The organism is Streptomyces sp. GQ60 (assembly GCF_059758875.1).
In genome coordinates this window covers 163,970-184,965 of sequence record NZ_JCAXEG010000008.1, presented here as the reverse complement: position 1 = coordinate 184,965, position 20,996 = coordinate 163,970, and the positions used below count along the sequence as shown (strand labels likewise).

The following is a 20,996-nucleotide window of genomic DNA, read 5'->3' as shown; positions in this document are numbered from 1 at the left end:
GAAGGGGGTCCTCGGGAAGATGATCCCCCACCTTAGAGCGGACGACGAGACTCGAACTCGCGACATCCACCTTGGCAAGGTGGTGCTCTACCAACTGAGCTACGTCCGCAGGTCACCGTGTTCGCTCCGGGGTTTTGCCCCTTCGCTCCCTGGCGACGTGTTGAACTCTAGCGGATTCCCGGGCCAGCTCAAAAACGCGTTTCCGCAGCGTGCTGCCGCCCGATCACCGCCGGTCACCCCGCGGACGCCGCACCGGCGCCCGGGCGTCACCGGTCATAGACTCGCAGCCGTGCACGACCTGCCTCCCCTCGCCCGCTTCGGCGGCCTTCTCGCGACCGATCTCCGAGATGTCACCAGTGATCCCGCCGCCCTGGACTCCACCGGCTTCTGGGCGGTGACGGCCGATTTCGAAGGCCGTCTCGTCTGCGCGCGCTTCGGGGACATACGCCCCGACCCGGTGCCCGCCCCCGTCCCCGGGGCCTGGCGCGGCCCCGACGCCGACGCGTGGAGCTCCTCCCTCGGCCGCGCCGCGTACATCGCGGGCGTACGCCGCATCCGCGAGCACATCGAGGCGGGGGAGGTCTACCAGGCCAATCTCTGCCGCGTGATGTCCGCGCCGCTCCCCGATCCGGCGGGCGCCGACGTGGACGCACTGACGGCGCTGCTCGCGCGCGGCAACCCGGCTCCGTATGCAGGAACGATTCGGCTGCCGGCCCACGGCGTCGAGATCGCCACCGCGTCCCCCGAGCTCTACCTGCGCCGCACCGGCCGCCGCGTCGAGTCCGGTCCGATCAAGGGCACCGGCCGCACCGCCGCCGATCTGCTGCCCAAGGACCACGCCGAGAACGTGATGATCGTGGACCTCGTACGCAACGACCTCGGACGGGTCTGCGCCACCGGCTCCGTGACCGTCCCCGAACTGTGCGCGCTCGAAGAGCACCCGGGCCTCGTCCACCTCGTCTCCACCGTCGCCGGGGAACTCGCCGACGGCGCCGGCTGGCCCGAGCTGTTCGCCGCCACCTTCCCGCCCGGCTCCGTCACCGGAGCTCCCAAATCCTCGGCCCTGCGGATCATCGAGGCCCTGGAGACCGCCCCGCGCGGCCCCTACTGCGGAGGCGTCGGCTGGGTCGACGCCGACCGGGGCACGGCCGAGCTCGCGGTCGGCATCCGGACCTTCTGGATCGACCGGACGGCCCCCGGCGGCCCCCGGCTGCTCTTCGGCACCGGCGCCGGGATCACCTGGGGATCCGACCCCGACCGCGAGTGGGCGGAGACCGAACTGAAGGCCGCCCGGCTGCTGCGGGTAGCGTCGGGAGCGATCGAAGAGAACGTGATCGGCGCGACCGGCGAATCCGGCGCGGTCGGCGCGGTCGGGGCACAGACGGACGAATGCGGGAGGACCGTACGGTGAGGATCTGGCTCGACGGAGCACTGCGGGATGCCGACGAAGCGAAGGTGTCCGTGTTCGACCACGGCCTCACCGTCGGCGACGGGGTCTTCGAGACGCTCAAGGCGGAGCGCGGGACGACCTTCGCGCTCACCCGGCACCTGGAGCGGCTGACCCGCTCGGCCCGCGGCCTCGGCCTGCCGGACCCCGACCTGGACGAGGTGCGCCGTGCCTGCGCCGCCGTACTGGAGGCCAACCCGCTGCCGCTCGGCCGGCTGCGGGTCACCTACACCGGAGGCGTCTCCCCGCTCGGATCCGACCGCGGCGACGCCGGCCCGACGCTGATCGTCGCCCTCGCCGGGGCCACCCGCCGCCCCGACACCACCGCGGTGGTCACGGTTCCTTGGGTGCGGAACGAACGCTCCGCCGTGGCGGGCCTGAAGACCACCTCGTACGCCGAGAACGTCGTCGCGCTCGCCGCCGCCCACCGGGCCGGCGCCTCCGAGGCGCTCTTCGCCAACACCGTCGGCCGGCTCTGCGAGGGCACCGGCTCCAATGTGTTCGTCGTCCTCGACGGGCAGCTGCACACCCCGCCCGTGTCGTCGGGCTGCCTCGCCGGCATCACCCGGGCCCTGGTCGCCGACTGGTGCGGGGCCAAGGAGACCGACCTGCCCTTCGAAGCGCTGGACCAGGCGGAAGAGGTCTTCCTGACCTCCTCCCTGCGCGACGTCCAGGCCGTCGTACGGATCGACGGGCGCGAGCTGGGCTCCGCCCCCGGGCCCGTCACCGCCGAGGCCGTGCGGATCTTCGACGAGCGCTCCGCCGAGGACGCCGACCCCCGCTCCTGACCGGGACGGGCACAACCGCTGTCCATCGGGCCGCAGGGCGGGTAGAACTCGATTGATGACCACCACCCTGCGGCCGAGCGGGCCGCTTCAGCAGAGCACCGGGGGGGCGCGCTCGCGCCCGTACGAGATCCGCGTCAACAGCAGGCGCGTCGGCGCCGTGCTGCTCGCGGCCGACACCCCCTTCGGGCCGACGGTCGCCGAGATCCGCGAACTCGCCGTCGACGAGCCCGACCGCCGGCGCGGGCGCGCCACGGTCGCCGCGCTCGCCGCGGAGGAAGTACTGCGCGGCTGGGGCTGCCGGCGGGTCCGCGTCTCGGTGCCGGCCGGCTCGGCGGGCGGACTGCGCCTCGCCGCCGCCCTCGGGTACGCCGAGTACAGCCGCAACATGGCCAAGGAACTCCCGGCCGAGCCGCCCGGCCTCTCCGAGGGGGTCGCGGGCCGCCCGATGACGGAGGCCGAGTTCGAGACCTGGCTCGCGGCGGGACGGGAGGAATACGCGCAGAACTGGATCAGCCGCGGCATGTCCGCCGCCGCCGCGCACACGAAGTCGGCGAACGACCACGCGTCCATGCTGCCCCTGGGCCTGGCCACGCCGGGCGTCAGCATCTCCGTGCTGGAGGCGGCCGGCGTCCCCGTCGGCACCGTATGGGTCGCGCCGAACCGCGGGGACGCGTACGTCTTCGACGTCGCGGTCGCCGAGGAGCACCGCGGCCGCGGCCACGGCCGGGACCTGATGCTCCTCGCGGAACGCACCGCCCTCGCCGCCGGACACCGGGTGCTCGCGCTGCACGTCTTCAGCGACAACGTCCCGGCCCTGCGGCTCTACGAGTCCCTCGGCTACCGGACGACCGACGTCAACTACGCCAAGGACCTGATCTAGGTCGTCTCTTTCGCCCTAGGCCTCCGCGGCGAGCAGGCGGTCGACGATCCCCTCGATGCGCTCGCGCAGGCCCTCCTGGCTCTTGCCGCCGTCGAGGCGCTCGCCGTCGATCACGTACGTCGGCGTGCCGGTCACGCCGATGGCCTTGCCCTCGGCCTGGTCGGCGTCCACGATCAGGATGTGCCGGCCGTCGATGAGGGCGGTGTCGAACTCCTCGGCGTCCATTCCCAGTTCACGCGCCACCTCGACGAGCACCGACTCACCGGCCTTGCCGAGTTCCGCGGTGCGGGCCAGGACGGCCTCCACGTAGGGCCAGCCCTGCCCCTGCTCGGCGGCCTCCTCCGCGGCCTGCGCGGCGGCGAAGGCGTGCTTGTGCTTCTCCAGCGGGAAGTGGCGCAGCCGGATGTCCAGCCGGTCGCCGTAGCGGGCCCGCAGGGCGCGCACGTCGTCCAGGGCGCTGTGGCAGTCCGGGCACTGAAGTTCGCACCAGATGTCGAGGATCACGGAATCGGTCATACGCACAGTCTCCCAGTCCGCGGGGAGGAGCACGGACCGGGACCTCGGGAGGAGACGGGACCCGGAGATGTCCCGGAGATCCGCCCGCGGGAGGCTCCGGCCGTGGCCAGGGTGAGGGTCGCCGGTGCAGGATGGATGGGGACAGAAGGCCCGGCCCGCAGGCAGGGTCCGACCGACCGAACCGCCCCTGGAGGCCCCGCATGCTCGCCGAGACCATCTGCTCCGCGGTGTCCGCGGCGGGCCTGGGCATCGCCGCGCTGACCGCCTACCGCAAGCGATTCCTCGCGGCCACACGGATCGCCGCCTACGCGCTGGTGCCCGTGGGCCTGGTGATGACGGGCGTCGTGCAGTGGTTGACCGGGATCGTCTTCAAGCCGACCGTCTGGGCCGGGTTCGCCGTGCTGGGACTGGCCTGGCTGCTCTTCATGACCACCCGCGCGATAGAGAGGCGCGGCCAGGGCACGGGGGAGGGGAAGCGGAAGCGGCAGAAGGCCGCCAAGGGGCGTCCGGCCCAGGAGGCGGTCGCCCCGGCCGCCTCGGTCCCTTCGCTGGGCGACGGTGCCCGCCCGCGTCCGACCCCGGCGGCCGCCCCCGCCGAGGACTTCTCCGACATCGAGGCGATCCTGAAGAAGCACGGCATATGATCCCGGGCGCCGTGCGGCGCCCGGTCGTCGCGGGGATCCCGCCCGGAAACCACCTGATCTGACGGGATCCGGTGAACTCGTGGGTTCCCTCTGGCGTGTTGAGCGGCGCGCGCGGGTCCGCTGGGCCATCATCGCCCCGACATGCTCGACACATCATCGGGTGAGCCGGCGGTTCCCGCGCCGGCCACCGCCCCCGTTCCCGTCCCCGTCGCCGAGGAGCCGAAAGGCTGCCTCTTCGCGCTCTCGCAGCCGCCCCTGATGATCTTCCTAGGCGTGATCGGTGGGCTGTTGCTGGTCGCCGCCCTGCACGATCTCTTCCTGCTCTGAACCCGGCTCCGTCCCCAGCTCCGATTTGCGCCGGGCCCGGTACGCCGCCACGTGCAGCCGGTTCCCGCAGGTGCGGCTGTCGCAGTAGCGCCGGGAGCGGTTGCGGGACAGGTCGACGAAGGCCCGCCGGCAGTCCGGGGCCTCGCACCGGCGCAGCCGCTCCTGCTCGCCCGAGACCACGATGAAGGCCAGCGCCATGCCGCCGTCGGCCGCCAGGTGGTCGCCCACCGAGGCGCCCGGGGCGAAGTAGTGCACGTGCCAGTCGTAGCCGTCGTGGTTGGTCAGCTGGGGGGTGGTGCCGGCCGTCGCGACCAGCTCGTTGATCAGCACGGAGGCCGCGCGCGCGTTGGGCGCGGCGAAGACCTGGGCGAACTTTCCGCGCACCGCCCGCACGCCGGCGAGGTCGCGGGCGCTCAGCTCGCCGACGTCGCTGATCGAGTAGTCCTGGACGAAGCCGCGCAGGGCGTCGACGTCCGTCAGCCCGTCGGGCTGCTCCGTCTCGGCCGAGGTGTTCACCAGCGCGACGACGACGTCGAGCGCGCGACGGGTGTCGTGGGGGATCTGCACGGGGTCTCCCTGAAGGGCCGGGCCTGCGGTGACGGTCTGCGCCGCCGCTGGTGGCCGACTCTAGCGGGTCACCCCAAAGCGCACCGGCGCCGTCCACGCGGGTGGCTTCCGCGTGAACAGCGCCGGCACTTCCGTATGTGGTTGTCCGCCGTGCACCGTCGCCCCGAGTCGGACGGTGTCGTACGGCCCCCGGCCTCGGCCGGGGGAGGGTTCCCTCTGTAGGCCTGGCTCAGGATTCGGCCAGGATGTGGGAGAGCTCCTTGTCGAGGTCGAAGTGCCGGTGTTCGGTTCCTGGTGGAACCGCGGCGTCCGTCCGCTTGAGGAACGACTCCAGTGCTCGGGCGGGTGCTTCGAGCAGCGCTTCTCCCTCCGGTGAGCTCAGGGCGATGCAGACGACTCCCTGACCGTGACTGCGGGACGGCCAGACACGGACGTCGCCGGTACCGGTGGGCCGGTGAAGGCCCTCGGCGAGGAGGTCGCGGGCGAATACCCATTCGACCGTCTCCTCGGCGCCGGTGTGGAAGGTGGCGTGCACGGCGTAGGGATCGGCCGTGTCATACCGCAGGCCCGCGGGAACAGGCAGTGAGGACTCGCTCGACACAACGAGGCGCAGGTGCAGCTCGCAGCTGACCGTGGTGTTCATAAGCGCCAGGGCCTTTCGCTCAGTGTGCGCTCGGGGATTCGCACGTCGGCGAAATCGACATGCCACCTACGGTGCCGTTGTAAACCCCTCTGACCGTTTTGCGGACCTCTGGGTCCCCCGTACGGCGGATCCAAACCGACATTCGCGTGTGCTGGGACCTCGGGTAGATTCGACCCCATGAACACGGGGAGTGACCGCGAGACCAATGAGTCCGCAGACGGATCCGCAGCGGGGTCCGAGGCCGCCGAGAAGACGCCGCACGTCTCCAAGGCGCCGGCCTTCATCAAGGCCCGCCGGGGCTTGCACCTGAGCTGGCAGGTCGGCGTCTTCGTCGTCGGCCTCGCCGTCATCGGCGCGGGCATCGCCATGCTGGTCCTGCCCGGACCGGGCTGGGTGGCGATCTTCGCGGGCCTGGCGATCTGGGCCACCGAATTCGCCTGGGCCCACCTCGTCCTGCGCTGGACCAGGCGCAAGGTCACCGAGGCCGCCCAGAAGGCCCTGGACCCGAAGGTCCGCCGCCGCAACATCATCCTGACCAGCGCCGGTCTCGTGATCGCGGGCGTCCTGATCGGCTTCTACCTGTGGAAGTACGGGCTCGTGCTGCCCTGGAAGCGCGAGGTGGGGTGAGCCCGTCCGGCCCTCGTCCGGCCATGGCGGAGAGCGCCGCTGACATGCGGTAATGTTTGCGGTGCGTCCGGGCGATTAGCTCAGTGGGAGAGCACTTCGTTCACACCGAAGGGGTCACTGGTTCGAACCCAGTATCGCCCACCCGGACCAGAGGCCCGGAGACTTTCACAGTCTCCGGGCCTCTGGCGTTTTCACCCGTCCGGCCCCGGTCCCGGACCCGTCCGGCCTACCGCAGCCGGCCGATGGCATCCCGCAGTCGGCGGGCGTCGCGCAGCCGCTTCTCGTAGGTGGCCCCCACCACCAGCAGCAGCACCCCCGCCAGGGCCGGCGGCAGCCAGCGCGGCAGCGCGTCCACGACCTGGACCACGTACGGGGTCAGCTCGTGCAGCGCCACCGCCGTCAGCGTCGCCCCGCCCAGCAGCAGGGGCGCCCGGAGCCGGCCGCGGGCACCGGCCAGGGTCACCGCGAGCGCGGCGGTTCCCAGCAGCAGCGGCCGCAGCCAGTGCGGGTCGCCCCACACCGCGAGGGTGCTCGGCAGCAGGGTCGCCGCCAGACCCGGCCCGTACGCCGTCCAGGACCCGGCCAGCGGATCACGGCGCCGCCGCAGGAATCCCACGGCCAGCGCCGCCGCCGTCACCGGCAGGGTGTACGCCTCGGGCACCGTCACCTCCGAAGCCGCGAGCCGCACCCAGGTCGCCGCGAGGAACAGCGCCCCGGCCGGCCAGCCCGCCGCGGACCGGCGCTCGGGCCGCACCGCCGCCGCCGCGCACACCACTCCGGCCAGGGCCAGGACCAGCGCGAGCACCGGAGCGTCCCCGGCGGCCAGGGCCACCGCGAGGAGGCCCGAGGCGGCCGCGGCGGCCTCCGTCGGGACCCGTACGGCGCCCAGCCGCGGCCCGAGCGCCGCCACCGCCGCCGGAACCGCCAGCACCGGCGGCGCCCACCAGGCCACCGGCCGCTCCAGCAGCGCGCCCAGCGCCACCGCGAGCAGCGCCGCGTACCCGACGGCGAGGGCCGCCGCCCCCGCGCGGGCCCACACCGGAGCGGGCCGGTACGCCGCTCCCGCCGCGCAGGCGGCCCCCAGCAGGCCGAGCACCCCGAAGGTGGCCAGCCGGCCGTCCAGGGCCGCCACGGACACGCTCACGGCCCCCGCCAGCGCGCAGGCGCCCGCCGCGAACCCCGCGCTCACGGCGACGCCGAGGCCGGCCGCCGCCCCGGACCGCAGCGCGAGCGCGCCCGCGGCCAGCGTCACCGCGAGCTGGGCCGCGAAGACCGCGCCGGGGGCCGCGTCGAGCACCACGGGAGCGGTGAACAGCGCCGCCCAGCCCAGCACCACCGCCGCCACCCCCGACTCGGGGCGCCCCGGGAGCACCCGGGCCAGCCACCACGCGGCACCGGCCGTCAGCAGCAGCGCCACCAGCGGAGCGAGCCCCGGACCGTTCGCGGGCGCCGCTGCGGGCGTGGTCGCCGACCACACCTCCTCCAGCACCCGCAGCCGGCCCGCCAGCACCGTGGCCACCCAGGCCACGGCGGTCACCGCCTCCAGGGCGGCCACCCCGGCACCGGCCAGGGCGAGGCCGCGCCGGACCGGCTCCGGGAGCCCGGAGACCCGTAGCGCTCCCAGCAGGGGCAGGGCCACCACCAGGTACCCCACCGCGTCCCAGGGCGGGCGCAGCTCCGGCGCGGCCAGGCCGCCGAGCGCCGCCACCGCCGCGAGGGCGCCGACCGCGGCGAACGCCGCCGACATCCGGGAGGGGCGCCACGCCACCGCCACCGCCAGGACCGAGAACGCCGCCAGCAGCGCCGACGAGCCCACCGCCGCGCCCGCCGACTCCGCCGTCACCGACTCCGCCAGACCCGTCAGCAGCGCCGCCCCGCCCACGACCGAGCCCGCCGCCGCCGCCCAGGAGGACCAGCGTCCCGGCCGGAGCAGCGCGAGCCCCGCGTCCAGGCCCGCCGTCGCCAGCAGCGCCCAGCCCAGCTCCGGCCCGGTCGCGCCGCCCGCCAGCGCCGCCAGCGGCAACGGGAGCTGCGCCGTCAGCAGGGCCGCGGGCACGGGGGCCCGCAGCGCCCGCGCGGCCGGCAGCCGGCCGTAGGCCGCCCACACCGCCGCGAGCACTGCGGCCGCGGTGGCCGCGTACGCCGTGCCGTCCACCCCCGGCATGCCGACGGCGTACAGCGCGTACGCGTCCAGCACCGTCAGCAGCAGGCCGACGGCGGCCACCGCCTCGGCGGTCGAGCGCAGCCCCCGGCGCAGCAGCGCCACCGGGGCGCCCAGCGCCGCCGCCGTCACCACGGCGAGCACCGCGCTGCGCCCGGCGATCCCCAGGGAGCCCCAGCTGACCAGCGTGAACGCCAGCGCCGCGACGGCCAGCAGGACCGCGCCCAGGACCAGCAGCACGTTCTGCGCACCCGGAGCCGAGGCCTCCTTCCCCCGCGCGGGCACGGCCGGCCGGGCCGGAGCGCCCCACGCGAGGGGGGCCTGGGCACCCAGCAGCCAGGCACGCCGGCTCAGCAGGAAGTGGCGCCGGGCGTCGAGTTGGATCAGTTCGCGGTCGATGAGCACGAGCTCCTCGGCCGGCGGCAGGGGGTTGTCCATGGTTCGGAGTGTGGTGCCCGTCACCCCGTCAGGACATGGGTGCGCGTACTCATCTCCGGGTGAGTTCCGGCTGAGTACCCGGCGTGCGCCGCAGCCGCGCGCAAGACTGGGGGCATGGACCGAAGCAGCCGCAGCGGCACGCCCTGCAGGAGCCGTGCCGCCGCCGCCAACACCGGCGGCCGGTGGACCCGTTACCGCTTCCGCAGCGTGTGGGACCTCGACGCCGCGCCCGCCCGGGTCTTCGCGGCGCTGGAGCGCCCCGAGTCCTACCCCCTGTGGTGGCCCCAGATACGCGCCGTCGTTCCGGGCGGCGACGGGAGCAGCGGCACCGCCCTCATCCGCTCCGCCCTCCCGTACACCCTGCGCGTGAGCGCGGCCGAACTCCTGCGGGACCCCGGGCGCGGCATCCTGGAGGTCGCCCTGCGCGGCGACCTGGAGGGCTGGGCGCGCTGGACCGTGCGTCCGCGGTCCGGCGGTACGCGGGCCCTGTACGAGCAGGAGGTCGAGGTGCGCCGTCCCCTCATGCGGCTGCTCGCGTTCCCCGGGCGGCCGGTGTTCCGGCTCAACCACACCCTGATGATGCGGGCCGGACGGCGCGGGCTCGCCGCACATCTGGCGTCCCGGTGGGAAGCGGTTTGAACCAGCCCCGAGCCTTCTGTATTGTTCAGTCCGTTCCCGGGCGATTAGCTCAGCGGGAGAGCACTTCGTTCACACCGAAGGGGTCACTGGTTCGATCCCAGTATCGCCCACCGGGACAGGCCGGTCCGTCTGCTGACGGACCGGCCTTCCGCATGTACGGGGCCGCGCGCGAGCCCGCCGGGACCCGCGCTCCTCGCCCTCCCCGTCACGCCGCGGCGGGCAGCTCCGGCCGCAGCGGCCAGTGCGGATCCACCGGCTCCGGCGTGCCCTGCCGCGCGAACCACGCCTGGAGTCCCCGCGCCTGCGCCGCGTGCCACACCTGCTGGAGCGTGTGCAGCTCCGCCGGCGTCAGCCGCTCCAGCCGGCCGGCGAACCGGCGCCCCACGGCCCGTACCAGCTCCAGGGAAGCCAGCGCGTCCGCGCCCGCGTCATGGGCACCCTCCAGGTCTATCCCGTAGTGCGCGCACAGATCCGTCAGCGTCCGGCGCCCCTTGCGGTAGCGGTCCAGATGCTTGTCCAGCACCCGCGGGTCCAGCACCGTCAGCGGCCGGTTGTCCAGGTACCGGGCCAGCGAGGACGCCCGGTGCCTGCGCAACTCCCGGTCCAGCAGGGTGAGATCGAACGGCGCGTTCATCACCACCACCGGCCGGCCCGCCACCTGCTGCTCCCCGAGCGCGCGGGCTATCTCCTCCACCACCGGCGCGGGCCACCGGCCGTTGCGCTGGAGGTGGTCATCGGTCAGACCGTGCACTTCCGTGGCCCCCGGAGGTACCGGGATGCCGGGATTGACCAGCCAGCGCGTCGAGCGGATCCGGCCGCCCGCGCACTCCTGCACGATGAGCGCGGCGGACACGATCCGGTCCCGCTCCACGTCCACCCCGGTCGTCTCCGTGTCGAATGCGGCCAGCGGGCCCTCGTACCAGCGTGTCATGGCGAACTCCTCGTCACCCGTCGGCAGATGGCCCCACCCGGGCACCGCGCCCCAGGCCCCGCCACCCTTGCCCGAAACGGTGATACCCGGGCTCTTTGCCCCGTACGCCGTTTGCGGGACGCCGACTGCGGAGACAACTCAACTGGGGGGCCGCACACATGACCGGTCGTCAACCCCGACACCCTGAAACGGACCTGACGCGGCCTGACACGGCTGCTTGAAACGGGACAGCCCGGAAGGCATGGGGAGCCGGCCATGGCGCTCGCGCAGCCCGAACCGGGCGGGGTGCTCGCTGGGCGGATCGATCCGCGGACCGACCCGCTGCGCGGCACGCTCGCCACCACCGCCTGCATGGAGACCCTCCAGGTGGGATACCTGCACGCCGTCGTCGCCGCGGCCGGCTGCTCGCTGTCCCAGCCCTTTCCCGACAACGGCATCGACTGGCACGTCAGCCACGGCGCTCCCGAGCACGTCGTCGACGACGAGGTCACCATCAAGGTCCAGCTCAAGGCGACCTACCAGATACCGCCCAGACCGGCCGGGCCCACCTTCGGCTTCACCCTCGACAACGAGCACCTGGTGAAGCTGGCCCGCACGCCGGTCGCCGTGCACAAGATCCTCGTCGTGATGCTCGTCCCGCGGGAACGCGACCAATGGCTGAGCGCCGGACACGACCGGCTCGACCTGCGGCACTGCTGCTACTGGACCAATCTCGCCGGACACCCCGTGACCGGCCGGCGCCGGACCACCGTACGGATCCCGACCACGCGGATCTTCGACGACCGGGCGCTCTGCGAGATCATGACCCGGGTCGGGTCGGGAGGGACACCTTGATGAACTGGCAGTCACCGCACCTGGAGCCGCTCTCCCCACCGGAGTTCGCGGCGGGCGCCCCCGATCCCGCGCAGGTCGATCCGCTCGTGCTCGGCGCACTGCTGCACCGGCACGGCTGGCTGCGCCGCGGCGGCGCCGCCGGACGGTACGGGCGCTGGACGCCGCCCGCCCCGTACGCCACGGGCAGCGGCGGCACCAGCCTCCTCGTCCCGGAGAGCCGGGCCTTCCCCGACTGCGCCGACCTGCTCGAAGAGGCGCTCACCGCGCTCTCGCGCAGCGCGCTGCCGTCGGCGCGCGAGGTGCTGTACGGGCTCAGCGTGCCGAGCGACGAGATCCGCTGGGAGCGGGAGATCCCGAGGGGCGCGTACGGGCTCCAGGGCGAGGCCGACTGGACCGTCCAGGAGCAGCTCCGCTCGGCCGCGCGCCAGCTGCTCCTCGCCGGGGCGCTGGCCGACCGGGCACGGGCCGGGTACTACGGGGCCCGGCACCGGGGCCAGGCGGAGCGTGCGCTGGACGGGGTCCTGGTCGGGCCGGCTCCGGGCGGCCGGCGGCTGACCGCGTACGTCCCCGTCGACGGGGGCCGCGGCACCGTGACCCGGCTGCACCACGCGCTGCACGCCGCCCGCGAGGCCGTGGACTACCAGCGGGCCACCGGGGGCATGGAGGCCTTCGACGCGGCGGTCGAGGCCGGGGTCAGCCGGGAGCTCGCGGAAGCGCTCATCTCGCTGGTCCACGGCTCGGAGGGGGCCCGGGTGACCCTCGCGTGGGCTCCGGCGGCGGGGGTCCCGGCGGGGTGCGCGGCCCGGCCGGAGCCGGTGGAGTTCTCGCCCGGCGACCTCCCGGTGCTCCGGGAGGCGGCCGCCCGGTACACGCGGGACGAACCGGCGGTACCGGTCCGGGTGGCGGGCGCGGTGGTCCGGATGCGGAGGTCGGCCCCGGGCGGCGGGGGCACGGTCCGGCTGCGGATCCTCGCCGGGGCGGAGATCCCGTACGTCCGGGTGGTGCTCGACGAGGAGTCGTACCGGGTGGCCGGCCACGCGCACCTGGTCGGACTGCCGATCCGGGTCAGCGGGCGCCTGCAGCGCCGGGGCGGATTCCGCCGCCTGACGGACGCCGCCGATGTCAGGCCGGTCCCGATGGACGAGGTCGAGCGGGACCGGCTGATGAAGTCGCTGGATGAGTCCCTCGACGCGGGGGACGCGCTGCCGTCGGACGACTAGGCAAGCCCCGGCGGCCTAGACGTGTGCCTCGGGGGGAAAGCCGGTCCAGCGCAGCTCGGCGGGCAGGTGCCTCATGTCGTTGGAGACGAGGACGGAGGCCGGCCGGCCGGGCGGGTACCGGATGACCGTGAGAGCGGCGTTGGCGTGGCTGAGACCGAGCCATCGCCACCGCGGCGCGTCCATGGCGTCCCGGACGAGCCAGGCGACCAGGAAGTTGTGGGTGACGACCAGCTCGTGCCGGTCCTCCGCGCCGTCCACCGGCCCGGTGAACAGGTCCAGCGCCCGCCGGGCCAGCGCGGGTCCCCGCTCCCGCTCCTCCTCGCCGGCCCCGGCGAGGAAGCGCAGGAAGAGGTCCGCGGACTCCGCCGGAAGCTCTTCGCGCGCCGGCGCGTAAGGAACGTAGTCGCCGGCGACGTCCGAGACGTGCAGGGGGACGTCGCCCAGCTGGTCGCCGATCAGGCGTGCGGTCTGCTCGGCCCGGGGCAGCGGGCCGTGGTGAACGGCGTTGAGGGGGATGCCGCGCAGGCGCCGGCCGAGCAGCACGGCCTGCCGGCGGCCGCCTTCCGTCAGCCCGCTCTCGTCCGACGCCGCCTCGCCGTGCCGCACCAGATAGAGGTATCGGGTAGCCGTGCCGGTCATCACACACTCCTCCGCGCCCATCAACGATCTTGTACATCCGGGGACGCCGCCGCCTCCGGCGGCGGTTCCCACAGGCCCGGGCGGTAACCGTTTAGCGGCTCAGCCCATCCGCTCGGTACGATTCAGGCGCGCAGTGTTCGCTCGCGCACCCCCTGAGTCAGGAGAGACCGGTGTCAGACGTCCGTGTGTTCATCCAACGCGATTCCGAGCGGGACGAGCGCGTGGTGGCCACGGGCACTACGGCGGCAGAGCTCTTCGCCGGCGAGCGCACCATCGTCGCCGCGCGCATCGCGGGCGAGCTGAAGGACCTCGCGTACGAGGTGCGGGACGGCGAGACCGTCGAGCCCGTGGAGATCTCCTCCCCGGACGGCCTCGACATCCTGCGCCACTCCACCGCGCACGTCATGGCCCAGGCCGTGCAGGAACTGTTCCCCGAGGCCAAGCTGGGCATCGGCCCGCCGGTCCGGGACGGCTTCTACTACGACTTCGACGTCGCGAAGCCCTTCACCCCCGATGACCTCAAGGCCATCGAGAAGAAGATGCAGGAGATCCAGAAGCGCGGCCAGCGCTTCGCCCGCCGCGTCGTCACCGACGAGGCGGCCCGCGAGGAACTCGCGAACGAGCCGTACAAGCTGGAGCTCATCGGCATCAAGGGTTCGGCGTCGACCGACGACGGCGCGAACGTCGAGGTGGGCGGCGGCGAGCTGACCATCTACGACAACTTCGACGCCAAGACCGGCGACCTGTGCTGGAAGGACCTCTGCCGAGGCCCCCACCTGCCCACCACCCGCAACATCCCGGCGTTCAAGCTGATGCGCAACGCCGCCGCCTACTGGCGCGGCAGCGAGAAGAACCCGATGCTCCAGCGCATCTACGGCACCGCGTGGCCGTCGAAGGAGGAGCTGAAGGCCCACCTCGACTTCCTCGTCGAGGCCGAGAAGCGCGACCACCGCAAGCTCGGCACCGAGCTCGACCTGTTCTCCGTACAGGACGAGATCGGCTCCGGCCTGGCCGTCTTCCACCCGCGCGGCGGCGTCATCCGGCGCACCATGGAGGACTACTCGCGCAAGCGGCACGAGGAAGAGGGCTACGAGTTCGTCTACACCCCGCACGCCACCAAGGGCACCCTCTTCGAGAAGAGCGGCCACCTGGACTGGTACGCGGAGGGCATGTACCCCCCCATGCAGCTCGACGGTGGTACCGACTACTACCTCAAGCCCATGAACTGCCCGATGCACAACCTGATCTTCGACGCGCGCGGCCGCTCCTACCGTGAACTGCCCCTGCGCCTCTTCGAGTTCGGCACCGTGTACCGGTACGAGAAGTCCGGCGTCGTGCACGGCCTGACCCGCTCGCGCGGCTTCACCCAGGACGACGCGCACATCTACTGCACCAAGGAGCAGATGGCGGAGGAGCTCGACCGCACCCTGACCTTCGTGCTGAACCTGCTCCGCGACTACGGTCTGACCGACTTCTACCTGGAGCTGTCCACCAAGGACCCGGAGAAGTTCGTCGGCTCGGACGAGATCTGGGAAGAGGCCACCGCCACCCTCCAGCAGGTCGCCGAGAAGCAGGGCCTGCCCCTGGTCCCGGACCCGGGCGGCGCCGCGTTCTACGGTCCGAAGATCTCGGTCCAGTGCCGTGACGCGATCGGCCGCACCTGGCAGATGTCGACCGTGCAGCTCGACTTCAACCTGCCGGAGCGCTTCAACCTGGAGTACACCGGCCCCGACGGCACCAAGCAGCGGCCGGTCATGATCCACCGTGCGCTGTTCGGTTCCATCGAGCGGTTCTTCGCCGTACTGCTGGAGCACTACGCGGGCGTCATGCCGCCGTGGCTCGCCCCGGTCCAGGCGGTCGGCATCCCGATCGGCGACTCGCACATCGAGTACCTGCAGGAGTTCGCCGCCGAGGCGAAGAGGAAGGGCCTGCGCGTCGAGGTGGACGCCTCCTCCGACCGGATGCAGAAGAAGATCAGGAACCAGCAGAAGTTGAAGGTCCCCTTCATGATCATCGTCGGTGACGAGGACATGGCCGCGGGCACCGTCTCCTTCCGCTACCGCGATGGTTCGCAGGAGAACGGCGTCCCGCGCGACCAGGCGCTGGCCAAGCTCGTCGACGTCGTGGAGCGCCGCGTCCAGGTGTGACCGCCGTGACGGCCCGGAGCCCCCGGGGACCTCAGGTCCCCGGGGGCTCCTCCTCGTCCTGGCGCCGGAACACCTGGAGCATCCAGGAGGAGAACGAGCCCGTCACCGCGCCCAGCAGCGCCAGACCGCCCGCCATCAAGAACGCGGCGATGATCCGGCCCACCGGGGTGACCGGGGCCATGTCCCCGTAGCCCACCGTGGTCAGCGTCTCGCACACCCACCAGACGGCGTCGCCGAAGGTGTGGATCGTGGCCCCGGGAGCCCGGCGCTCGAAGTGGTAGACCCCGAGCGCGCCCGCGAACCCGAGCAGCCCGGCCGACAGGCCTGCGTACGACATCACCCGCGCGTACAGCCCCCGGCGCGGGCGGCGGCGCCGGGCCTGGACCGCGTCGTGGACCTTGACCATGCGCAGCGGCCGCAGCATCGGCAGCAGCACGATCAGGGTGTCCAGCCAGTGCACGCGGACGAAGCGCAGCGGCCGCATGCGGCTCAGGAACAGCCGGGCGACGTAGTCCACGATGAAGCAGGCCCACATCAGGGCGACCACGCCGAGGCCGACGTCCCGCCACAGCGGGTGGGCCCGGTAGGCCAGCACGGAGACCGTGTAGCCGGCGAGGAAGAGCAGGGAGGCGTAGAACAGCGGCAGCTCGGTCCGGCGTTCCCAGTCCTGGTCACCGGTCTCGGGTGCATCGCTCATGGGTTCAGCATTGCCGCCCGCCCACCGGTGTTCGCCCCGGCGACACGCCGCTCGGAGGCAAGGTCATATGCTGCATCCCATGACGATTGAGCCGGAGCAGCAGATCGGTGTGGGCACGCAGGACGCGTTCCAGCGTCTGTGGACGCCCCACCGGATGGCCTACATCCAGGGGGAGAACAAGCCGACCGGGCCGGAGGCCGGGGACGGCTGTCCCTTCTGCGGGATTCCGGACATGTCGGACCAGGACGGGCTGGTCGTGGCCCGGGGCAAGCACGTCTACGCCGTGCTGAACCTCTACCCGTACAACGGCGGCCACCTGATGGTCGTGCCGTACCGGCACGTCGCCGATTACACGGGCCTGGACGCCGCCGAGACCCTCGAACTCGCCGACCTCACGAAGCGGGCCATGGTCGCGCTGCGCAAGGCCTCGGGTGCGCACGGGTTCAACATCGGCATGAACCAGGGCCATGCCGCCGGCGCCGGCATCGCCGCGCACCTGCACCAGCACATCGTGCCCCGCTGGGGCGGGGACACGAACTTCATGCCGGTCGTGGGCCACACCAAGGTGCTGCCCCAACTCCTCGCGGACACCCGTCAGATGCTCGCCGACGCCTGGCCCTCCGACTAGGGCCTGTCGGGGCGCGTGCCGGCCGTGCGCGTGCCGGCCGGGCGCGGGCGTCCGCGCGCTCTCACGCGTCGTAGACGTCGGCCTTGCGCGGTGCGGCGTCCTGGACCAGACCGCTGACGATCATCGAGCGGTTGGTGAAGCGTTCGGTGTCGACCCCGTTCTCCTCCAGGACCCGCATCGCGGCGGTGTGCACCGCCCGCAGGACCGGGGTCGCGGCGCGCATCGCGTCGTCCGCCATGAAGCGGTGGCGCCACGGCTGGCCGGCCCAGACGTGGCGGACGCCGAAGGGCTCCGGGAGGACGAGCTTGCCGCCCAGGAAGTCCAGGAGCGGCGGGTACCAGGTGAAGGGGGCGCGCACGGCGAGCCGTACCACCTCGTTCGTGTCGACCACCGGTCGCTTGAGCTCCATGGTTTCCCAGAAGCGCACGGATTTGGCGACCTCGTCCACCGGGGCCGCCGATTTGGTGGTGAACAGGCCGTGCACCGGGCCGAGGGCGTGGCCGGTGACCTCCACGCGCAGGGTCTTGTAGAGCACGGTGACCGTGACCAGCATGGTGATCACGAGCTGGCCGTCCCAGAGCGGGTACTGGATGCCGAGGTAGTGCCGGTTGCCGGCGCTGAACTGCTGCTCGTTGCAGATCCGGGTGATCTCGTGCGGCTTGACCAGGAAGGTGTCCACGTCCGCTCCGCTGGGGCGGGTCACTTCCTTGGCGCCCTCGCCGACCGGGCTGACGATCCAGTGCTGGATCGAGGCGGGCGGGAGGCCGCCGGTGTGCAGGGGGCCGCGCTCCAGCTTGCGCAACTGGGTGTCGATCGCGCGTATGACGTCCCAGCTGCGGAACGGGTGGATCTCGGAGCCCTCGTTCTTGGGAGTGAGCTCCTCGGCCATCTGCCAGCTGCCCCAGCGGGTTCCCATGCCGAGTATGCCCTTGGGGCCCGCGTAGAAGACGGCGTTGCTGCGGTCCTCGGCGGTGAGTTTGGCCAGGGAGTGGCGCAGGTCCTCGCGGGCCTTCTCGTCGGGGTTGCCGGGGACGGCCTCCGGGATCTTGGCGGCCACCCCGCCGCCGCCCGCGATGAGCCCGTCCCAGCGGGAGCGCAGGTCTTCCGCGGTGGCCTCGCAGAGCCGGCGGGCGAGGAACCAGCCGAAGACCGGGGCGATGACCATGGCGCGGACGTAGAGGCCCAGGAAGCCGGTCACCGGGAGCCGGAACATGAGCACGGCGACCACGAGGCCCACGCCGACGAGGAGCGCCGTGCCCATCCAGGAGGCCCGCTTGGCCTCGGAGGCGGCCAGGGCCTTGCGGGCCCAGAACAGGCCGAGCCACAGCAGGAGGCCGGGGAGGAACACGGCCCCGCAGACGAGCATGATCAGGCGCAGCTTGCGGTCGCGCTCCTTGCGGATGCGGGAGGCGGCCAGGCAGTGCTCGACGACGGTCTGCGGGTCGGCGCCGAAGGACTGGATCAGGGGCTTGCGGGTCGGCGGGATGGTGCGGGCCTCGACCGCGCGGCAGAAGGCCTCGCCGAGATTGGGGGCGAGCAGGGAGATCTTGCCGGGTTTGACCACGGACTCGTGGTAGTCGTTGTTGGCCTTGAGTATGTCTTCCAGCTTGGTGTCGCGCCCGCCGTCCCGGTAGGCGGCGGAGGCGAGGGCGTTGGTCGCGGCCGTCTGGCCGCCGCCGCCCTGGAGCGGGACCTGTGCCCCGGGCCTGAAGTCGAATCCGTCGTCCGCCACCGCTGCCCCCATCGCTGTGCGTCGTACTCGTGTGCGGGCCTGCCCGCGATGCCGCCGGCTCCGGGTGGTGTTCCCGGTGCGGCGTTCCCACCCTGTCCGCTTGGTCTACCCGTTCGGCCTGGCCGCCTCACGCGCGGACGAGCCTATCGGCCGATTCTTCCCCGTGGTCATGGGACAGGTAAATGCCGCCCACCGCAACCTGGTTGGATGGGCGGCCAGAGTGACGCTATGTCAGTTGACTTCCCTTCTCTGACTGTTCGCGCAGCTTGTCCGCTATCTGCGGCGGCATCGGCTCGTGGCGCGCGTACGTACGGCTGAACAGCCCCGTGCCGTGCGACACGGAGCGCAGCTCGACGGCGTACCGGCCGATCTCGATCTCGGGGATCTCGGCGAGGACCCGGGTGCGGCCGGCGCCGGCCGCGTCGGTGCCGACGACGCGGCCCCGGCGGCCGGCGAGGTCGCTCATGACGGGACCGACGTACTCGTCGGGAACGACCACGGCGAGCTCGGCGACCGGTTCGAGGAGCTGGACGGAGGCCCCGGCGGCGGCTTCGCGCAGGGCCAGGGCGCCGGCGGTCTGGAAGGCGGCGTCGGAGGAGTCCACCGAGTGGGCCTTGCCGTCGAGCAGGGTGACGCGTACGTCGACCAGCGGGTAGCCGGCCGCGAGCCCCCGGGCGGCCTGCGCGCGGACGCCCTTCTCCACGGACGGGATGAACTGGCGCGGCACCGCTCCGCCGACGACCTTGTCGACGAACTCGATGCCGCTGCCCGGCGGGAGCGGCTCGACCTCGATCTCGCAGATGGCGAACTGGCCGTGCCCGCCGGACTGTTTGACGTGCCGCCCGCGGCCGCCGGCCTTGGCGCCGAAGGTCTCGCGGAGGCTGACCTTGTGCGGGACCGGGTCGACCTGGACCCCGTACCGGGTGCGCAGCCGTTCGAGGGCGAGGTCCTGGTGGGCTTCGCCGAGGGACCACAGGACGAGCTGGCGGGTGTGCGGGTTCTGTTCGAGCCGCATCGTCGGGTCTTCGGCGACCAGCCGGGCCAGGCCCTGGGAGAGCTTGTCCTCGTCGGCCTTGCTGTGGGCCTCAATGGCGAGGGGGAGCAGCGGGTCGGGCATGGACCAGGCCTCCATCAGGAGGGGGCGGTCCTTGGCCGAGAGGGTGTCGCCGGTCTCGGCGCGGGTGAGTTTGGCCACGCAGGCCAGATCGCCCGCGATGCAGCGGTCGAGGGTGCGCTGCTGTTTGCCGAAGGGGGAGGTCAGGGCGCCGATGCGCTCGTCGACGTCATGGTCCTCGTGCCCGCGGTCCGTCAGCCCGTGGCCGCTCACGTGGACCGTCTCGTCGGGTCGCAGGGTGCCGGAGAAGACGCGGACGAGCGAGACGCGGCCGACGTAGGGGTCGGAGGAGGTCTTCACCACCTCGGCGACGAGCGGCCCGTCGGGATCGCAGGTGACCGCGGGGCGGGCCGCGCCGTCGGGGGTGGTGACGCCGACGGGCGCACGCTCCAGCGGGGTGGGGAAGCCGCCGGTGATCAGTTCGAGGAGTTCTACGGTGCCCAGGCCCTTGCGGGCGCCGTCGGCGGCGGGGGCGGCCATCAGGACGGGGTGGAAGGTGCCGCGGGCGACGGCCCGCTCCAGGTCGTCGACCAGGGTCTTGAGGTCGATGTCCTCGCCGCCGAGGTAGCGGTCCATGAGCGTCTCGTCCTCGCTCTCGGCGATGATCCCCTCGATCAGCCGGGCGCGGGCGTCGGTGATCAGGGCGAGCTCGCCGGGGTCCGGGTCGCGTTCGACGCGGTCGCCGGAGGTGTAGTCGTAGACGCGCTGGGAGAGCAGTCCGAGCAGTCCGGCCACCGGCGCGCGGCCGTCGGGACCGGCGGGGCCGTGCAGGGGCAGGTAGAGCGGGCGCACGGCATCGGGGTCGTCCGCTCCGAAGGCGTCGCCGCACACCGCGGTCATCTGCGTGTAGTCGGCGCGGGCGGCTTCCAGGTGGGTCACGACGATGGCGCGCGGCATGCCGACGGCGGCGCATTCGTCCCAGACCATCCGGGTGGCTCCGGAGAGACCCTCTCCGTCCTCGGCGGCCGAGACCACGAAGAGGGCCGCGTCGGCGGCGCGCAGTCCGGCCCGGAGCTCTCCGACGAAGTCGGCGTATCCGGGGGTGTCCAGAATGTTGATCTTGATGCCGGCCCACTCCACGGGGACCAGCGAGAGCTGGATGGAGCGCTGGCGGCGGTGCTCCATCTCGTCGTAGTCGGAGACGGTGGCGCCGTCCTCGACGCGCCCGGCCCGGTTCACGGCGCCTGCGGTCAGGGCCAGGGCTTCGACCAGGGTGGTCTTGCCGGCTCCGCTGTGGCCGACCAGCACGACGTTCCGTACGGAGGCCGGGCGGTCGGCCGTCGGTGCTCTTCCGGCGGCTCCGGATTGGTGTGATGCGGCTCCCACGATGCTCGTGCCTCCCGACTTGGAGGGGGAATGCAGAGGAAAAGGCCTCCT

General features: G+C 72.9%; 20 protein-coding genes and 3 tRNA genes. 13 read left to right on the top strand and 10 right to left on the bottom strand.

Features of this window, described 5'->3' with window-relative positions; genetic code table 11:
- Window positions 1-36 precede the first annotated feature (36 nt).
- A tRNA-Gly gene (locus AC6CKD_RS21650) sits at window positions 37-109 on the bottom strand.
- 180 nt (window positions 110-289) lie between these two features.
- On the opposite strand from AC6CKD_RS21650, the gene AC6CKD_RS21645 reads away from it, so the two are divergent.
- Genes AC6CKD_RS21645 through AC6CKD_RS21635 form a run of 3 tightly spaced genes read left to right on the top strand, consistent with a single transcriptional unit; the run spans window position 290 to window position 3,115 of the window.
- Complete coding sequence (locus AC6CKD_RS21645) at window positions 290-1,411, top strand: chorismate-binding protein (protein WP_498329101.1); 1,122 nt, start codon at window positions 290-292, stop codon at window positions 1,409-1,411.
- The gene (locus tag AC6CKD_RS21640; protein ID WP_498329099.1) at window positions 1,408-2,235 is read left to right on the top strand and encodes an aminotransferase class IV; all 828 of its coding nucleotides are present in this window, start codon (window positions 1,408-1,410) and stop codon (window positions 2,233-2,235) included. Before AC6CKD_RS21645 ends, AC6CKD_RS21640 begins: the two co-directional genes overlap by 4 nt.
- Window positions 2,236-2,290: 55 nt before the next feature.
- Window positions 2,291-3,115, top strand: a complete 825-nt coding sequence (locus AC6CKD_RS21635; protein WP_498329097.1) for a GNAT family N-acetyltransferase — start codon at window positions 2,291-2,293, stop codon at window positions 3,113-3,115.
- A 15-nt stretch (window positions 3,116-3,130) separates the two neighbouring features.
- Here the strand turns inward: AC6CKD_RS21635 and AC6CKD_RS21630 are convergent, their stop codons facing one another.
- The gene (locus tag AC6CKD_RS21630; RefSeq protein ID WP_498329096.1) at window positions 3,131-3,631 is read right to left on the bottom strand and encodes a DsbA family protein; all 501 of its coding nucleotides are present in this window, start codon (window positions 3,629-3,631) and stop codon (window positions 3,131-3,133) included.
- A gap of 200 nt (window positions 3,632-3,831) precedes the next feature.
- Here AC6CKD_RS21630 and AC6CKD_RS21625 point away from each other — a divergent pair, with 200 nt between their 5' ends.
- Together AC6CKD_RS21625 and AC6CKD_RS21620 are read left to right on the top strand one after the other, a co-directional pair.
- The gene (locus AC6CKD_RS21625; RefSeq protein WP_498329095.1) at window positions 3,832-4,275 is read left to right on the top strand and encodes a hypothetical protein; all 444 of its coding nucleotides are present in this window, start codon (window positions 3,832-3,834) and stop codon (window positions 4,273-4,275) included.
- 141 nt (window positions 4,276-4,416) lie between these two features.
- The gene (locus AC6CKD_RS21620; RefSeq protein WP_498329093.1) at window positions 4,417-4,602 is read left to right on the top strand and encodes a hypothetical protein; all 186 of its coding nucleotides are present in this window, start codon (window positions 4,417-4,419) and stop codon (window positions 4,600-4,602) included.
- Here the strand turns inward: AC6CKD_RS21620 and AC6CKD_RS21615 are convergent.
- Window positions 4,543-5,169, bottom strand: a complete 627-nt coding sequence (locus AC6CKD_RS21615; RefSeq protein WP_498329091.1) for a CGNR zinc finger domain-containing protein — start codon at window positions 5,167-5,169, stop codon at window positions 4,543-4,545. The genes AC6CKD_RS21620 and AC6CKD_RS21615 overlap by 60 nt on opposite strands.
- A gap of 229 nt (window positions 5,170-5,398) precedes the next feature.
- A complete protein-coding gene (locus AC6CKD_RS21610) occupies window positions 5,399-5,812 on the bottom strand; it encodes an SsgA family sporulation/cell division regulator (RefSeq protein ID WP_030011909.1) in 414 nt (137 codons plus the stop codon).
- A gap of 177 nt (window positions 5,813-5,989) precedes the next feature.
- Here AC6CKD_RS21610 and AC6CKD_RS21605 point away from each other — a divergent pair, with 177 nt between their 5' ends.
- Window positions 5,990-6,439 (top strand): TIGR02611 family protein, encoded by a 450-nt coding sequence (locus AC6CKD_RS21605; protein WP_498329088.1) that lies wholly within the window; start codon window positions 5,990-5,992, stop codon window positions 6,437-6,439.
- Window positions 6,440-6,508: 69 nt separating this feature from the next.
- Window positions 6,509-6,580 (top strand) — tRNA-Val (locus tag AC6CKD_RS21600).
- 85 nt (window positions 6,581-6,665) lie between these two features.
- On the opposite strand, the gene AC6CKD_RS21595 is transcribed toward AC6CKD_RS21600, so the two are convergent.
- Window positions 6,666-9,038 carry an SCO7613 C-terminal domain-containing membrane protein gene (locus AC6CKD_RS21595; RefSeq protein ID WP_498329087.1) on the bottom strand — a complete coding sequence of 791 codons (2,373 nt, stop codon included), beginning with the start codon at window positions 9,036-9,038 and terminating at the stop codon, window positions 6,666-6,668.
- Window positions 9,039-9,152: 114 nt separating this feature from the next.
- Between AC6CKD_RS21595 and AC6CKD_RS21590 the strand changes: the two genes are divergently transcribed.
- Window positions 9,153-9,677 carry an SRPBCC family protein gene (locus AC6CKD_RS21590; protein ID WP_498329085.1) on the top strand — a complete coding sequence of 175 codons (525 nt, stop codon included), beginning with the start codon at window positions 9,153-9,155 and terminating at the stop codon, window positions 9,675-9,677.
- Between the two features lie 38 nt (window positions 9,678-9,715).
- Window positions 9,716-9,787: transfer RNA gene (locus AC6CKD_RS21585), tRNA-Val, on the top strand.
- A 95-nt stretch (window positions 9,788-9,882) separates the two neighbouring features.
- Here the strand turns inward: AC6CKD_RS21585 and AC6CKD_RS21580 are convergent.
- Window positions 9,883-10,608: a 3'-5' exonuclease gene (locus AC6CKD_RS21580; RefSeq protein ID WP_498329083.1), complete on the bottom strand. Its 726-nt coding sequence runs from the start codon at window positions 10,606-10,608 to the stop codon at window positions 9,883-9,885.
- A gap of 255 nt (window positions 10,609-10,863) precedes the next feature.
- Between AC6CKD_RS21580 and AC6CKD_RS21575 the strand changes: the two genes are divergently transcribed.
- Window positions 10,864-11,442, top strand: a complete 579-nt coding sequence (locus AC6CKD_RS21575; protein WP_498329082.1) for a DUF4365 domain-containing protein — start codon at window positions 10,864-10,866, stop codon at window positions 11,440-11,442.
- Window positions 11,442-12,662 carry a hypothetical protein gene (locus AC6CKD_RS21570; RefSeq protein ID WP_498329080.1) on the top strand — a complete coding sequence of 407 codons (1,221 nt, stop codon included), beginning with the start codon at window positions 11,442-11,444 and terminating at the stop codon, window positions 12,660-12,662. The genes AC6CKD_RS21575 and AC6CKD_RS21570 overlap by 1 nt, the downstream gene beginning before the upstream one ends.
- Before the next feature lie 15 nt (window positions 12,663-12,677).
- Here AC6CKD_RS21570 and AC6CKD_RS21565 read toward each other — a convergent pair whose 3' ends face one another.
- Window positions 12,678-13,301 carry a histidine phosphatase family protein gene (locus tag AC6CKD_RS21565; protein ID WP_498329079.1) on the bottom strand — a complete coding sequence of 208 codons (624 nt, stop codon included), beginning with the start codon at window positions 13,299-13,301 and terminating at the stop codon, window positions 12,678-12,680.
- A 170-nt stretch (window positions 13,302-13,471) separates the two neighbouring features.
- Between AC6CKD_RS21565 and thrS the strand changes: the two genes are divergently transcribed.
- Window positions 13,472-15,448 carry a threonine--tRNA ligase gene (thrS, locus tag AC6CKD_RS21560; protein WP_498329077.1) on the top strand — a complete coding sequence of 659 codons (1,977 nt, stop codon included), beginning with the start codon at window positions 13,472-13,474 and terminating at the stop codon, window positions 15,446-15,448.
- 31 nt (window positions 15,449-15,479) lie between these two features.
- On the opposite strand, the gene AC6CKD_RS21555 is transcribed toward thrS, so the two are convergent.
- Complete coding sequence (locus tag AC6CKD_RS21555) at window positions 15,480-16,145, bottom strand: potassium channel family protein (RefSeq protein ID WP_498329075.1); 666 nt, start codon at window positions 16,143-16,145, stop codon at window positions 15,480-15,482.
- Window positions 16,146-16,212: 67 nt separating this feature from the next.
- Between AC6CKD_RS21555 and AC6CKD_RS21550 the strand changes: the two genes are divergently transcribed.
- Window positions 16,213-16,773, top strand: a complete 561-nt coding sequence (locus tag AC6CKD_RS21550; RefSeq protein ID WP_498329074.1) for an HIT family protein — start codon at window positions 16,213-16,215, stop codon at window positions 16,771-16,773.
- Between the two features lie 61 nt (window positions 16,774-16,834).
- Here the strand turns inward: AC6CKD_RS21550 and AC6CKD_RS21545 are convergent, their stop codons facing one another.
- Complete coding sequence (locus AC6CKD_RS21545; protein WP_498329072.1) at window positions 16,835-18,505, bottom strand: AbeC-like domain-containing protein; 1,671 nt, start codon at window positions 18,503-18,505, stop codon at window positions 16,835-16,837.
- Between the two features lie 226 nt (window positions 18,506-18,731).
- Window positions 18,732-20,945: an elongation factor G-like protein EF-G2 gene (locus AC6CKD_RS21540; protein WP_498329070.1), complete on the bottom strand. Its 2,214-nt coding sequence runs from the start codon at window positions 20,943-20,945 to the stop codon at window positions 18,732-18,734.
- Between the last annotated feature and the right edge of the window lie 51 nt (window positions 20,946-20,996).

Excerpts from the sequence above, each read along its gene's own strand:
- AC6CKD_RS21565 (WP_498329079.1), bottom strand. The coding sequence starts at position 13,301 with ATGACCGGCACGGCTACCCGATACCTCTATCTGGTGCGGCACGGCGAG.
- AC6CKD_RS21575 (WP_498329082.1), top strand. The coding sequence starts at position 10,864 with ATGGCGCTCGCGCAGCCCGAACCGGGCGGGGTGCTCGCTGGGCGGATC.
- AC6CKD_RS21595 (WP_498329087.1), bottom strand. The coding sequence starts at position 9,038 with ATGGACAACCCCCTGCCGCCGGCCGAGGAGCTCGTGCTCATCGACCGC.
- AC6CKD_RS21630 (WP_498329096.1), bottom strand. The coding sequence starts at position 3,631 with ATGACCGATTCCGTGATCCTCGACATCTGGTGCGAACTTCAGTGCCCG.
- AC6CKD_RS21590 (WP_498329085.1), top strand. The coding sequence starts at position 9,153 with ATGGACCGAAGCAGCCGCAGCGGCACGCCCTGCAGGAGCCGTGCCGCC.
- AC6CKD_RS21625 (WP_498329095.1), top strand. The coding sequence starts at position 3,832 with ATGCTCGCCGAGACCATCTGCTCCGCGGTGTCCGCGGCGGGCCTGGGC.
- AC6CKD_RS21620 (WP_498329093.1), top strand. The coding sequence starts at position 4,417 with ATGCTCGACACATCATCGGGTGAGCCGGCGGTTCCCGCGCCGGCCACC.
- AC6CKD_RS21605 (WP_498329088.1), top strand. The coding sequence starts at position 5,990 with ATGAACACGGGGAGTGACCGCGAGACCAATGAGTCCGCAGACGGATCC.
- AC6CKD_RS21635 (WP_498329097.1), top strand. The coding sequence starts at position 2,291 with ATGACCACCACCCTGCGGCCGAGCGGGCCGCTTCAGCAGAGCACCGGG.
- AC6CKD_RS21550 (WP_498329074.1), top strand. The coding sequence starts at position 16,213 with ATGCTGCATCCCATGACGATTGAGCCGGAGCAGCAGATCGGTGTGGGC.
- AC6CKD_RS21610 (WP_030011909.1), bottom strand. The coding sequence starts at position 5,812 with ATGAACACCACGGTCAGCTGCGAGCTGCACCTGCGCCTCGTTGTGTCG.
- AC6CKD_RS21555 (WP_498329075.1), bottom strand. The coding sequence starts at position 16,145 with ATGAGCGATGCACCCGAGACCGGTGACCAGGACTGGGAACGCCGGACC.
- AC6CKD_RS21580 (WP_498329083.1), bottom strand. The coding sequence starts at position 10,608 with ATGACACGCTGGTACGAGGGCCCGCTGGCCGCATTCGACACGGAGACG.
- AC6CKD_RS21570 (WP_498329080.1), top strand. The coding sequence starts at position 11,442 with ATGAACTGGCAGTCACCGCACCTGGAGCCGCTCTCCCCACCGGAGTTC.